This is a genomic window from Mesorhizobium sp. M9A.F.Ca.ET.002.03.1.2, from assembly GCF_003952365.1.
Lineage (GTDB): Bacteria > Pseudomonadota > Alphaproteobacteria > Rhizobiales > Rhizobiaceae > Mesorhizobium.
In genome coordinates this window covers 3,215,496-3,229,463 of record NZ_CP034443.1, presented here as the reverse complement: position 1 = coordinate 3,229,463, position 13,968 = coordinate 3,215,496, and the positions used below count along the sequence as shown (strand labels likewise).

Here is a 13,968-nt window from a genome sequence, read left to right as displayed (position 1 = left end):
ATACTCCTCCTGCGGCATGTATTTCGGCCCATGGAAATGCCCTCCGCGGTCAGCCCTCGCTAGCGAGAGCCGAGCTTCGGCGGTCGCGTCGGGAGCAATGCGTCGGGAAGCGCGATGGTCGCCACTAGAACAGATCGCGATGGCCTTTTGACCTTCACTTTGTGGTTTTCCCGCAAGGGTTGACGGGCTGGTTGTGCCCCCAAGCGCGCAGACACATCTGCACGTGGAACTGCTGTGGCACGTGCTTTCGGAGCGCGCTTCATACGCTCGGTGCGACGCTCGCCCTTGGCCTTGACGATGTCGATTGCCTTGCGCGCGGCGCTGAGGTCGCGGGCCAGACCGATGGCCTTGTTGCGCTCTTGCTCCAACGCCGCGCTCAGCTCTGTCGAGACGCGGCTCGCTTCCTGCTTTGCCGCGTCGCGTTCTCGGCGAGCACTGGCGAGATCACGTGCAGCTGAATCTGCCCGTTCGCGTTCTCGTTCGAGTTCATCGCCAGCTCGCTTTAAAGCCGCCTCGGCCACCTGTCGGTCCTTGATGGCGTTGGTCTGCGCGACCGCAGTCAGATTTGCGCGTGTCTTAAGAGCGTCGATAGTTTGGCGCGCCGCGGTAAGTTCGCGCTCGAAGCGCTCGGCCTTGTGCCGCTCCTCATCAAGCGCTCGCTGCGCCTCAGCCAGAGAGGCCCCCATAGAGTGCCGCGCTTCGAGGATGGCGGCCTTCTCGCGATTCGCCTTTGCCGCGTCGCGTTCTCGGCGAACACTGTCTGCCCGTTGGCGCTCTAGTTCGAGGGCATCGCCAACTCGCTTTAAAGCCGCCTCGGCCACCTGTCGGTCCTTGATGGCGTTGGTCTGCGCGACCGCAGCCAGATTTGCGCGTGTCTTAAGAGCGTCGATAGTTTGGCGCGCCGCGGTAAGTTCGCGCTCGAAGCGCTCAGCCATGTGCCGTTCCTCATCAAGCGCTCGCTGCGCCTCAGCCAGAGAGGCCCCCATAGAGTGCCGCGCTTCGAGGATGACGGCCTTCTCGCGATCCGCCTTTGCCGCGTCGCGTTCTCGGCGAACACTGTCTGCCCGTTGGCGCTCCAGTTCGAGGGCATCGCCAACTCGCTTTAAAGCCGCCTCGGCCACCTGTCGGTCCTTGATGGCGTTGGTCTGCGCGACCGCAGCCAGATTTGCGCGTGTCTTAAGAGCGTCGATAGTTTGGCGCGCCGCGGTAAGTTCGCGCTCGAAGCGCTCAGCCTTGTGCCGTTCCTCATCAAGCGCCCGCTGCGCCTCAGCCAGAGAGGCCTCCATAGAGTGACGCGCTTCAAGCATGGCGGCCTTCTCGCGATCCGCGAGAATGGCTTTGGCCTTTAAACCTTCGGCTTCGCGTTGCGCCGCTTCCAGATCGAGCGCGAGCTCTTCGGCTCTTCGCCGCTGCTGTTTCAGGGCTTGTCCTTGTCCAGCCATGGTGTCGGCTACCGCACGTGCCTGCGCGCTGGCGTCGCGCGCGCCGCGCTGCATCGTGTCCAGTTCCGCTCGCGCCGCCGCCAATTCGCGGCGCAAAACCGCCTCATGGTCGCCGCGAGCCGGCTGCACGCTCTTGTTGAGCGCGTCGACTTCCCTGAGCGCCGCAAAGAGCTTCTGTTCCAATAAGCCGCGGTCGGTCCGCACCGCAAAGAGCTTCTGTTCCAGTGCGCCACGGTCGGTCCGCACCGCATCGAGTTCCTGCATCAAGGTGGCAGCCCGTTGACGCTCCGTCGCAAGGTTCTGATTGTATCGGACTGTACCGTTGCGAGCAGTCTGGCGAGCCGCAAGTGCTTCCCGGCGAGCTGCCGCAATTTCCAAACGAGCGGCCGACAGCTCGTTCAGCAACGCATTCATCTTCAACCGTTCCCCATCCAGAGCTTGCTGTTGCTCCGCTGCAGGCTCCCAAGTTATGTCGGATCCGCGCACGCTCGGTTGCGCCTCGACTTGGCCTTTCTCGACACCGGTGCGTTCCGAAGCCACAGCCGAGGGGCTCCCATCGGCCGCGTCCGCCGGCGCCTCGGGCGCTTTTTGTTTGCCCGGGTGTTCCACCGAACCTGTTATGTCCGAGGACGGATCTTGAATGCGTTTGACGGTTGTATCCGCCCGTTCTTGACGGCCGCTCCTGGCTTGCAAGCGATCGGAAATCAGCTCTGCCAGCTCCTTCTCGCGCAGACCTGCCGCGACAATGTTCCCGATCATTGGAAGGTCAAGCGTGCCGTTTGAGTCGATGGTGAAAGTATTGTTGAGCTGCAACGCCTCCAAAACGCCGTCGCGCAGAGCAGTCCACCGCCAAACGCGCAGTTCGATCGTGTCTCGCGGGGCAAGTTTTTCGACAGTCTTCGAGCGCGCGTTTGCTGGAGATTCCAGCAGCAGGATGAGGCAGAACGAAATGAGGCATAGCATGGCGCTGCACCTCCTACCGCACAGGCCACGAAATGAAGACAAATGCCGTCGGTTAGCAAAGTTTGGCGCGGGGCCGCAGGATGTCGGCTTGGCACTCTGCACATGATTCATGACTGAACCTCACCGGCAACGCGATCCTCGCCGCGAACGGATTCATAAAGAAACCCGAGCGCACGCCTGGTCGCGCAAAAATGCCACAACCAAAGCGGAATACTAGCAAAGCCTGCGCGTAGCGCTGAGCACCGAATAAAGCTTAGGAGTACCTCCTCTTTACTTATTTATTACGCTCTCACCCGCGTATTATACCTCTTACGGTGGTGGTTATCCGGCTTGGCCAGCTGCCTGCGCATTGGACGGGCATATAGGCGGCCCTATATCGCATCTGCCAGCGAAGAGGCAGTTTTCGTGCTCCTCGGATGGATGCGAGCAGATGTGAAAATTGTCATCGCCGGACAGAAACCAGTATCGGCCTTGGTGGGTGACTCTCTGATGGTCGCCTGGCCTCGAAATGATAACCGAGCCATCCGGTCTCGGTGTCACCGTCGTGCTGGGAAATCCTACCACATTCCCCACACCAGCGCGTCAACATTCATGATCAGCCACGTGAGGGTAAAGGCAGGTATCCAGCGACGCCGAGATCACTGTTCATCAGATACATATCATCTGAATTTGTGGTTGACTCATTATACCAGTTAGCTTAGCTGTTGGAATGGCTTTGGCCAGCCGGGGCCGGGCTGAAAATTGTGTAGGTGGCAGGTGGAGGGGCAGCCTGAGGATGGGTCGAACAGGATGATCCGCGCAGGTGAGCCGGCAAATGACCGATCCGCGATACCGGACGCGATCCGCCTGACGAACTGGGATGCATTTCAGCCTGGGCCGCGGAGGCACGGGCTTTTTTCAAAGGGAGGACTTCATGAAACTCACTCGCAGAATGACACTTGCGGCTTTTGCCGGCATGCTGGCGCTTGGCACCGCCGTACCCGCCTATGCGGCGGATCTCATCGCCATCATCACGCCCTCGCACGACAATCCGTTCTTCAAGGCGGAAGCCGTCGGCGCGGAAGCCAAGGCCAAGGAACTCGGCTATGAAACGCTGGTGCTGGTTCATGACGACGACGCCAACAAGCAGTCCGAGCTGATCGACACGGCGATCGGCCGCGGCGCCAAGGCGATCATCCTCGACAATGCCGGCGCCGACGCCACCGTCGCCGCCGTGCAGAAGGCCAAGGACGCAGGCGTTCCGTCCTTCCTGATCGATCGCGAGATCAACGCCACCGGCGTCGCCGTCGCGCAGATCGTTTCCAACAACTACCAGGGCGCCCAGCTCGGCGCGCAGGAGTTCGTCAAGCTGATGGGCGAGAAGGGCAATTTCGTCGAGCTGGTCGGCAAGGAATCCGACACCAATGCGGGCATCCGCTCGAAGGGCTACCACGATGTCATCGACGACTATCCGGACCTGAAGATGGTGGCGCAGCAGTCGGCCAACTGGAGCCAGACCGAGGCCTATGCCAAGATGGAATCGATTCTTCAGGCCAATCCCGACATCAAGGGCGTGATCTCCGGCAACGACACGATGGCGATGGGCGCCTATGCCGCGCTCGCCGCCGCCGGCCGCAAGGACGTCATCGTCGTCGGTTTCGACGGATCGAACGACGTGCGCGACTCGATCGCCTCGGGCGGCATCAAGGCGACCGTCCTGCAGCCGGCCTATGCGCAGGCGCAGACGGCCGTCGAGCAGGCCAACGACTTCATCAAGAACAACAAGTCTCCGGCCGAGGAAAAGCAGCTGATGGACTGCGTCCTGATCAATGGCGACAATGCCGCCAAGCTGGAAACCTTCGCGCTCACCAACTGAGCCGGCGTGACATCAATCGCAAGGGACGATCTCCGGTTCGTCCCTTGCATCATTTTCTTTGAGTGACTGCTGACCGCCATGCCGAACAAGCCGACATGCTGAACAAGTTGACGTGGCCGATCCCTGCCGTGCCGATCCTTGTCGCGATGGTCGGCATCGGCCTGACCGCCTGCAAGATTCTGCCGACGCCGTCAGCGGAAAATGGCGGCAATGCGCCGGCCTTCAATGCGGACAAGATGGTCGGGGATATCTGGGCTGCGAAGGTCGTGCCCTATCTCCAGCAGAAGGCCGGACCATTTCCCGAGGTTCACGCTCTGGCGAAAGCCGATCCTGCCGCCGCCGGCGCCAAATACGGCAATCCGAAGAAACAGGCGAATTCGCCGTGGACCTTCGCGGTTCGCCTGGAAGGCAAAGTGGTCGCCGCAAACACGCAATCGCGCGCGGCGACGATGGATGTCGATGCCGACGGCGACGGCAAGGCGGATGCGCGGGTGCAGATAGGACCCGCGATGCGTGGCACCGCGCTGCGCGACAGCCTCGATTTCATCCAGTTCAACGATTTCACCAATCAGATCGACTTCGCCCAGTTCGGCAAGGCGTTCAACACCTATGCCGACAAGACAGTGCTTTCCAAGCTGCCGCGCGAAACGCTGGAAGGCCGGAGCGTAAGGGTTGTCGGCGCCTATGCCGTGGGAAGCGGCCAGGATCTGCCGCTGGTGACGCCGGCGGAGGCGGAGATCGGGCCAAAGCCATGACTGCCGCCGCCGATCACGACGTCATCCTGAAGCTGGAAGACGTCTCCAAAGTCTATTCGGGCACCGTCGCGGTCAAGCGCGCGAATTTCGAGGTGCGCAAGGGCGCGGTCAACGTGCTGGTCGGCGAAAACGGCGCCGGCAAATCGACGCTGATGAAGATCATCGCCGGCGTCGAACAGCCGACGCTTGGCCGCATTCTCCTGGAGGGCGAGGAGGTTTCCTTCTCGTCGTCCGGCGACGCCGTGAACCGCGGCATCGGCATGGTGTTCCAGGAACTGAACCTGTTCGGCAATCTCACGGTCGCCGAAAACATCTTCGCCACGCGCGAGATCACCAACCGGTTCCGCAAAATCGACAGCCAAGAACAGGAGCGCCGCGCGGCGGAATTCCTGGAGCGGCTGGAGGCCGGCATCCGGCCCGACATGCTGGTCGAGGATCTGCGTATCGGCCAGCAGCAATTGGTAGAGATCGCCAAGGCGGTTTCGCTCGATGCGCGCATCCTGATCATGGACGAACCGACCTCGGCGCTGAGTGCGGCGGAAGTCGAGATCCTGTTCAAGGTGATCGCCGACCTCAAGGCGCGCGGCGTGGCGATCGTCTACATCTCGCACCGGCTCGAGGAGCTGATCCGCATCGGCGATTACATCACCGTGCTGCGTGACGGGCGGATCACCGGCCAGGAAGAGATGAGACACGTCGACACGCAGTGGATCGTGCGGCAGATGATCGGCTCGGACGCCAAGGACTTCGCCAAGGCCGACGGCCATGTTCCGGGGCAAGAGATCTTCCGCGCCGAGAACATCTGCCTGCCGCGCGTCACCGGCGGCCTTGCGGTCGATCATGTCTCGCTGTCGCTGCGCGCCGGCGAAATCCTCGGCATATACGGCCTGATGGGCGCCGGGCGCAGCGAGCTGTTCGACTGCATCATGGGGCGCCACGGCCAGGCGACAGGAACGATCTTCATCGCCGGCAGACAGGTGAAAGAGCGCGACACGACGCGACGCATACGGCGCGGGCTGGCGCTGATCCCCGAGGACCGCCAGCGCGAGGGGCTGGTGTCGATCCTCTCGGTCGCCAGCAACCTGACGCTGGCCAGCCTGTCGCGGTTTGTCCGCCTGTTCCACATTCGCGGCGCCAAGGAAAACCAGGCGGTGACGCAGATGGTGCGGGAACTGGCGATCAAGGTCGCCGACCCGGCGCAGGAAGTCTCGTCGCTGTCGGGCGGCAACCAGCAGAAGGTGGTGATCGGCAAGGCGCTGCTCACCGGCCCCAAGGTGCTGCTGATGGACGAGCCGAGCCGCGGCATCGATGTCGGCGCCAAGGCCGACGTCTTCCGCACCATGCGCAAGCTGTCCCGCGACGGACTGGGCATTCTTTTCGCCACCTCCGATCTCGACGAGGTGATGGCGCTGTCCGACCGGATCGCGGTGATGAGCAATGGAAAACTGACCGGCATGTTCGATCGCGCCGAGGCGACGGAGGCGGCGCTCGTCGCCGCATCGGCGCTTGGCCACGGACCGGTCCCGCACACGGAGAACACCGCCCATGACTGACATCCCGGCCAAGGCGGCTGGTGCCTCCGCCTCGAGCGGCTCCGTCCTGCTGACGCTGATGAAGGCGAGGACGTTCATCGCGCTGATCGCCGTCCTGATCTTCTTTTCGGTCGCGGCGCCCAATTTCCTGTCGGCCGCCAATTTGATCCTGATGTCGAAGCACGTGGCGCTGAACGCCTTCCTGGCCATGGGCATGACCTTCGTCATCATCACCGGCGGCATCGACCTCTCGGTCGGCTCGATCGTCGGCCTGTGCGGCATGGTGGCCGGCTATCTCGTGCTCAACGGCATCGACCTGCAGATCGGCTACACGATCTATTTCAACGTCCACGAGATCGCACTGATCACGCTGGCGGTCGGCATATTGATCGGCGCAGTCAACGGATTGCTGATCACCAGGCTGAATGTCGCGCCGTTCATCGCCACGCTCGGCGTGCTCTATGTCGCGCGCGGCCTGGCGCTCCTCTCGTCCGACGGCCGCACGTTTCCAAACCTCGTCGGCAAGCCCGATCTGGGCACGACGGGGTTCGGCTTTCTCGGCGCCGGCCGGCTGCTGGGCCTGCCGGTCTCGATATGGATTCTGGTCGTCGTAGCACTTGGGGCGGCCTATCTGGCCAAATACACCCCGCTCGGCCGCCACATCTTCGCCGTCGGCGGCAACGAACGGGCGGCGCGGATTTCAGGCGTCAGGGTCAACATGGTGAAGATGTTCGTCTACATGTTCTCCGGCTTCTGCGCGGCGATCGTCGGCCTGATCATCTCGTCCGAACTGATGGCCTCGCATCCGGCGACCGGCGAAAGCTTCGAGCTCAACGCCATCGCAGCGGCGGTGCTCGGCGGCACCTCGATGTCGGGTGGCCGCGGCACGATCGGCGGCACCATCGTCGGTGCCTTCGTCATCGGCATTCTCTCCGACGGGCTGGTCATGATGGGGGTGAGCTCGTTCTGGCAAATGGTGATCAAGGGCCTCGTCATCATCGTCGCCGTCGTCGTCGACCAGGCGCAACGCCGGCTGCAGAGCCGCGTGACGCTGATGCAGATGGCAAAGGCAGGCTGATGGCGGAACTGTGTGGAGCGCTGATCGGCTGCGGCTTCTTTGCCGTCAACCAGATGCACGCCTGGCGCGACATCGCCGGCGCCTCGATCGTCGCCATCTGCGACCGCGATCCGGAACGGCTCAAGGTCGTCGGCGACCAGTTCGGCATCGCGCGGCGCTATGCCGATGCGGCCGCGCTGTTTGCCGGCGAGAAGCTGGATTTCGTCGATATCGCCACCACCGCGCCGAGCCATCGCTCGCTTGTCGAGATGGCGGCGCGGCATCGCGTTCCGGCAATCTGCCAGAAGCCATTCGCGCCGACCCTTGCCGACGCCAAGGCCATGGTGAAGGCCTGCACCGACGCCGGCGTGCCGTTGATGGTGCATGAGAATTTTCGCTGGCAGTCGCCGATCCAGGCGGTGCGTGCCGTGCTCGACAGCGGCGACATCGGCAGACCCTTCTTCGGACGTATCTCGTTCCGCTCGGCCTATGACGTGTTTTCCGGCCAACCCTATCTGGCGACGGGGAAGCGCTTCATCATCGAAGACCTCGGCATCCATAGTCTCGACATTGCCCGCTTTCTGCTGGGCGACGTTTCGGCTATCACTACACGAACCGCTCGCATCAACCCTGACATCGTCGGCGAGGACGTCGCAACCATGCTGATAGACCACAAGAACGGCACAATTTCCGTGGTCGATTGCAGCTATGCGACCAAGCTTGCCACCGAGCCGTTTCCGGAAACGCTGGTCGAGATCGACGGCAGCGACGGCACGATCCGGCTCGAGCAGGGATATCGTCTTACCGTCACCAGCAAGAGCGGCACGAGGATCAGCGACGTCTCGCCACCGCTGCTGCCCTGGGCATCGCGGCCATGGCACAACATCCAGGAAAGCGTCGTGGCCATTCAAAAGCACTGGGTCGACTGCCTTGCCACGGGCCGGGAGCCGGCAACCTCGGGTGCGGACAATCTCAAGACCTTGGCGCTGGTCGAAGCCGCCTATGCGGGTGCTGCGAGCCGGGAGCCAGTGCAGCTCGAAGCCTTGCTGAGATGACCGCCGACACCTTCCTCCTCTACGGCACACCCGCGGTCGAGGTCGAGCCGGTCAGGCTGCGCGCCGGCGCGCTCGCCGCGGACTTCGTCAACGGCAATCTGCGCAACATCCGCCATGGCGGCATCGAAGTGCTGCGCGCCATCGCCTACATCGTCAGGGATCGCGACTGGGGCACCTACGAGCCGGCGATCACGGACCTGACTGTGGACCAGGATGCCGACACTTTCTCCGTCAGCTATTCGGCAAGTTGCGTCGGACCAGCGGGAAGCCGGCTCGACTTTCGCGCGACGATCAAGGGGTCCGCCGACGGCCAGTTGGCTTTCGACGTGAGCGCCCTGCCCGAAAGCGATTTCGAGACCAATCGCTGCGGTTTCTGTATCCTGCACCCGATTGCCGGCCTCGCCGGCAGCCCGGTCACGGTCGAGCACACCGACGGCCGCGTGATGGAAACGAAGCTTCCGCATCTGATCGACCCCTGGCAACCTTTCAAGGATTTGCGGGCGATCACCCATGAGGTCCGGCCTGGCGTCACCGCCGAATGCCGGATGGAAGGCGACGCGTTCGAAATGGAGGACCAGCGCAACTGGACGGACGCGTCCTACAAGACCTATGTCCGGCCGCTCGCGCTGCCATGGCCCTATGTGCTGCCTGCCGGCGAGACGCTGCGCCAGACGATCAGCTTGCGCATCTCCGGCGACATGAAGGCGCCGGCTGCCGCGGCAGCCGCCGAACCTGTCCGCGTCGAGCTCGGTGAAGCCGGACCGGCGCTGCCGGATATCGGCGTGATCGTCTACCCGGATGAGGTCGATGCCACGCTTGCAAACCTGCCGATGCTGTCCACGCTCGGCCCGCAGCAGCTGATGTTCCACTACGATCCGACGCGCGGCCACGGCCTCGACGCCTTGCAGTCCTATGCCCGGCTCTCCGCTTACCCGGCCGAGACGACCCTCGAATGCGTCGTTTCCGGCACGGGTGATCTCGATGCCGAGCTCTCCGGTGTCGCGGGCATGGTGCGTCAGGCCGGGTTGAAGCTCTCGGCCATCGCCGTTTCGCCCTCGGTCGACCGGCAGTCGACGCCGCCGGGCAGCGCATGGCCGCAATGCCCACCGCTCGAAGACGTTTATGCCGCCGCGCGGCGCGCCTTTCCAAACATCCGCCTCGGCGGCGGCATGTTCAGCTATTTCACCGAACTCAACCGCAAGCGCGTTCCCGCCGGCCTGCTGGATTTCGTCACCCACTGCACCTGCCCGATCGTGCATGCCGCCGACGATCTCAGCGTCATGCAATCGCTGGAAGCGCTGCCCTTCATCACCGCATCGGTACGGGTGATCTTCGGGGCAAAACCCTACCGGGTCGGGCCGTCGACCATCGCCATGCGGCAAAATCCCTATGGCGGTGCGACCAAGGCCAATCCGCACGGCCAGCGCATCGCCATGGCCGATCGGGATCCCCGCCATGCCGGCCTGTTTGCGGCAGCATGGACGATCGGCTATGCCGCGCGCGTCGCGCCGGCAGGGCTGGAGATGCTCACGCTTTCCAGCTTCACAGGACCGTTCGGCGTGCTGGCGACGTCGGGCGAACCGGTCGAAGAAGGTACGCCCCGGCCGATTTTCCATGCCGTGAAGGGGCTTTGCGAACTGGCCGGCCACCGGCATGTGGCGGCGAGCACAACCGACGAAGCGCGATTGGCCGCAGTGGCCGCCCGTTCTCCCTCGGGCAAGACCATCTTGTGGCTGGCGAACCTGACAGCGAGCGATGTGCCGGTTGATATTTCCGGGCTCGACCGACGCCAGCTTGTGATGACGCCTTACGCGATCACCCGGATCGGGTAATCAGTCGCCGGAATTCATCACATAGAGCGCGCGCGAGCGCTCGAGGTGCTTGATCATCGCCTTTTCGGCGCCCTCCGCATCCTTCTGCTCGATGCGCCCGATGATCTCTTCGTGCTCGGTGAGCGTGAACTTTTCCTTGCCGGTCCAGATCAGCATTTCGGTGTGATATTCCTTCAGCCAGCCAAGCATCGCCTCGCTGACCGCAACATAGATCGGGTTGCCGGATATGGCCGCGATCTGGGTATGGAACTTCATGTCGGCGGATATGAAGGCTTCGGAATTTCCGCGAAAGCTCCGCTGTTCGGCAACGGTCGCCCGCAGGCGCTGCACGTCCTCGGCGGTGGCCTTTTCGGCGGCTTCCCTGACCATGCCGCGCTCGAAGAAGATGCGCGCGTTCTTGAGGTGCTCCAGCGTGTCCTTCGACGACGACAGGATGATCTTGGCCGCGCCATCGACCTGTTTGATGATCGACTTGGCGGTCAGTTGCAGCACTTTCGCCCGCTCGCCATGCGAGATCGCGACGAGGCCCATATTGCTCAGTGCCTGCATCGCCTCGCGGATCGCCGGCCTGCCGACCTCGAAGCGCTCCATTAGCTCGCGCTCCGACGGCATGTCGTCGCCCGGCAGCAATTCACCGCTGGTGATCAAGCGCTTCAGTCTCAAAAATACTTCGTCGGAAAGCTTGCGCCGGACGATCGGCTCCGAACGGTTCATCGTCGCGAATCACTCCCTTGACCGATGCCTGTTTAGCATTGTCGCCACGATTCCCAGAATGCCTGCCCGAGCAGGATATCGCTTGCAATACTTATGTACTCATTATACCAGATTTCGAAGATCAGGGAACTTTTTTCGAACGATGATCACCCTCACCTATCGCGTCGAAACCTCCGGCAGCATCGAGGCGCTGGCGGCCAAGATCGCAAGCGACCAGTCGACCGGAACCTTTGTCGCACTGGCCGGCGAGACCGAAGAGCTCAAGGCCAGGGTGGCCGCGCGCGTCCTGGCGATACGGCATTTGCCGGACGCCATTCGGCCATCCCTTCCCGAGGCCGGCGACGGGCCCTTCAAGCGCGCGGATGTCGACATCGCGTTTCCGCTGGATGCCATAGGCACCGACCTTTCGGCGCTGATGACCATCGCCATCGGCGGCACCTTTTCGATCAGGGGCCTGTCCGGCATTCGCATCGTCGATATGAAGCTGCCGAAGGAATACAGGGGCGCGCATCCTGGTCCGCAATTCGGCGTCGCCGGCAGCCGCCGGCTGACCGGCGTCGAGGACCGTCCGATCATCGGCACGATCGTCAAGCCGGCGTTGGGGCTGAGGCCGCACGAGACGGCGGCAATGGTGGGTGAGCTGTTCGACGCCGGCGTCGATTTCATCAAGGACGACGAGAAGCTGATGAGCCCGGCCTATTCACCGCTGGCGGAACGAGTGAAAGCGATCATGCCGCTCGTCCTCGACCATGAGCAGAGGACCGGTAAAAAGGTCATGTATGCCTTCGGCATTTCGCATGCCGACCCCGACGAGATGATGCGCAACCACGACCTGGTGGCCAAGGCCGGCGGCAATTGCGCAGTGGTCAACATCAATTCCGTCGGCTTCGGCGGTATGGCCTTCCTCAGAAAGCGCTCCAGCCTGGTGTTGCACGCCCACCGCAATGGCTGGGACATCCTCACCCGTCACCCCGGCCTCGGCATGGACTTCAAGGTCTGGCAGCAGTTCTGGCGGCTGCTCGGCGTCGATCAATTCCAGATCAACGGCATCGCCTCGAAATATTGGGAGCCGGATTGGTCCTTCGTCGAGTCCTTCAAGGCGGTGACCACGCCGATCTTTTCGCCTGATGATTGCGCATTGCCGGTCGCCGGCTCCGGCCAATGGGGTGGACAGGCCCCCGAAACCTACCGGCGAACCGGCCAGACGGTCGATCTCCTCTATCTCTGCGGCGGCGGTATCGTCAGCCATCCGGACGGACCGGGCGCCGGCGTGCGCGCCGTGCAGCAGGCCTGGCAGGCGGCGGTCGAGGGCATTCCGCTCGAGGAATTCGCCAAGACCCATGTCGAGCTGGCGCGCTCGATCGAGAAGTTCGGCGACGGCAAGGCAGTCTGACGTGGTACAAAACCTGCTGCTCAGCTATTATGGCGACGACCTCACCGGCTCGACCGACGTCATGGAGGCGCTGGAGCTGGGTGGCGTGCCGACCGTGCTGTTCATGCGCCAGCCGGACGAGGTGCAGCTTGCGCGGTTCGCGCGTTGCCGTGCCGTTGGTCTCGCCGGCACCAGCCGCAGCGAGACGCCGCAATGGATGGACACGCATCTCAAGGATGCCTTCGCCTGGCTGAAGACCCTGAACGCCGAGATCTGCCATTACAAGGTCTGCTCGACCTTCGATTCCAGCCCGACGATCGGCAGCATCGGCCGGGCCATCGAGATCGGTCGCTCGGTTTTCGGCCAAGACAGCGTGCCGCTGGTGGTCGGCGCGCCGCAGCTCAAGCGCTACACCGCCTTCGGCCATCTGTTCGCGGCCTACCGCGAAAAATATTACCGTATCGATCGCCATCCCGTGATGAGCCGCCATCCGACCACGCCGATGGATGAATCCGACCTGCTGATCCATCTGTCGCGCCAGACGGATCTCACCTTAGGGCTGATCGACCTGGCGACGCTGCAGTCGGCATCGCGGCCGGAAGCGTTCGATCGCCTGATCGAAAATGACAACGACGTCGTGCTTGTCGATGTCGACAGCCTGGAAACCCAGGCGCTTGCCGGCAAGGAGATATGGCGCGTTCACAAGCCAGGCGGCACGTTCGTCGTCGGCTCGTCGGGGATCGAATATGCGCTGCTGGCCGAATGGGCCTCGAACCATACCGTCAGTGCCGAGCCCAGCTTTTCGCTGCCGGGCGCGGCCGACCGGATCGCGGTGGTGTCAGGGAGCTGTTCGCCGACAACGGAACGACAGATCAGGCATGCCCTGACTGACGGATTCGACGGAGTCGAGGTGGATCCTATCGAAATGATCTCGGCGGAGTCCGACAAGGCGATCGCGCGGGCCGCGGCGGCCGGTCGCGCCAGCCTTGAAGCCGGTCGCAGCGTCATTCTCTACACCGCGCTTGGTCCGACAGCGGATCGTGGCGCCGAAATCGACCGCCAGGAAGGTGCCCGCCACAAGCTTGGCCGTGGCCTCGGCGAACTTCTTCGCGAGTTGACGGTCGAGCAGAAATTGCAGCGCGTGGTCGTCGCCGGCGGCGATACATCCAGCCACGCGCTCGGCCAGATGGGCGTCGATGCGCTGACGGTGCGGATGCCGCTGCCTGCCTCACCAGGTTCGCCGCTCTGCGTCGCCCACTCGCGCGACAAGGCAATCGAAGGACTGGAGGTTGCGCTCAAGGGCGGGCAGGTCGGAACCGACCGCTATTTCTGCGCCATCCGCGATGGGCTCGGTGGTTGACAAGAGGCGCGCTGGATTTGCCTGATCTCAC

10 protein-coding genes are annotated in these 13,968 nt (G+C 63.2%); 8 read left to right on the top strand and 2 right to left on the bottom strand.

The window, feature by feature from the left end; genetic code table 11:
- Window positions 1-59 precede the first annotated feature (59 nt).
- Window positions 60-2,405, bottom strand: a complete 2,346-nt coding sequence (locus EJ066_RS15545; protein WP_189644276.1) for a polysaccharide biosynthesis/export family protein — start codon at window positions 2,403-2,405, stop codon at window positions 60-62.
- Between the two features lie 913 nt (window positions 2,406-3,318).
- On the opposite strand from EJ066_RS15545, the gene EJ066_RS15540 reads away from it, so the two are divergent.
- From EJ066_RS15540 to EJ066_RS15515, 6 genes are all read left to right on the top strand, one after another.
- On the top strand, window positions 3,319-4,260 hold the full coding sequence (locus tag EJ066_RS15540; RefSeq protein WP_126039260.1) for a D-ribose ABC transporter substrate-binding protein: 942 nt from the start codon (window positions 3,319-3,321) through the stop codon (window positions 4,258-4,260).
- A gap of 95 nt (window positions 4,261-4,355) precedes the next feature.
- The gene (locus tag EJ066_RS15535) at window positions 4,356-5,015 is read left to right on the top strand and encodes a DUF2291 family protein (RefSeq protein ID WP_126039257.1); all 660 of its coding nucleotides are present in this window, start codon (window positions 4,356-4,358) and stop codon (window positions 5,013-5,015) included.
- The gene (locus EJ066_RS15530) at window positions 5,012-6,568 is read left to right on the top strand and encodes a sugar ABC transporter ATP-binding protein (RefSeq protein WP_126039254.1); all 1,557 of its coding nucleotides are present in this window, start codon (window positions 5,012-5,014) and stop codon (window positions 6,566-6,568) included. Before EJ066_RS15535 ends, EJ066_RS15530 begins: the two co-directional genes overlap by 4 nt.
- Complete coding sequence (locus tag EJ066_RS15525) at window positions 6,561-7,625, top strand: ABC transporter permease (protein WP_126039251.1); 1,065 nt, start codon at window positions 6,561-6,563, stop codon at window positions 7,623-7,625. The genes EJ066_RS15530 and EJ066_RS15525 overlap by 8 nt, the downstream gene beginning before the upstream one ends.
- On the top strand, window positions 7,625-8,659 hold the full coding sequence (locus EJ066_RS15520; RefSeq protein WP_126039248.1) for a Gfo/Idh/MocA family oxidoreductase: 1,035 nt from the start codon (window positions 7,625-7,627) through the stop codon (window positions 8,657-8,659). Before EJ066_RS15525 ends, EJ066_RS15520 begins: the two co-directional genes overlap by 1 nt.
- Window positions 8,656-10,491: a hypothetical protein gene (locus EJ066_RS15515; RefSeq protein WP_126039245.1), complete on the top strand. Its 1,836-nt coding sequence runs from the start codon at window positions 8,656-8,658 to the stop codon at window positions 10,489-10,491. The genes EJ066_RS15520 and EJ066_RS15515 overlap by 4 nt, the downstream gene beginning before the upstream one ends.
- Here EJ066_RS15515 and EJ066_RS15510 read toward each other — a convergent pair whose 3' ends face one another.
- Window positions 10,492-11,205 carry a transcriptional regulator NanR gene (locus tag EJ066_RS15510; RefSeq protein ID WP_126039242.1) on the bottom strand — a complete coding sequence of 238 codons (714 nt, stop codon included), beginning with the start codon at window positions 11,203-11,205 and terminating at the stop codon, window positions 10,492-10,494.
- Between the two features lie 142 nt (window positions 11,206-11,347).
- Here EJ066_RS15510 and oiaX point away from each other — a divergent pair, with 142 nt between their 5' ends.
- The gene (oiaX, locus tag EJ066_RS15505; protein WP_126039239.1) at window positions 11,348-12,598 is read left to right on the top strand and encodes a 3-oxo-isoapionate-4-phosphate decarboxylase OiaX; all 1,251 of its coding nucleotides are present in this window, start codon (window positions 11,348-11,350) and stop codon (window positions 12,596-12,598) included.
- 61 nt (window positions 12,599-12,659) lie between these two features.
- Window positions 12,660-13,937 carry a four-carbon acid sugar kinase family protein gene (locus tag EJ066_RS15500; protein ID WP_245455209.1) on the top strand — a complete coding sequence of 426 codons (1,278 nt, stop codon included), beginning with the start codon at window positions 12,660-12,662 and terminating at the stop codon, window positions 13,935-13,937.
- The last annotated feature ends 31 nt before the right edge of the window (window positions 13,938-13,968 follow it).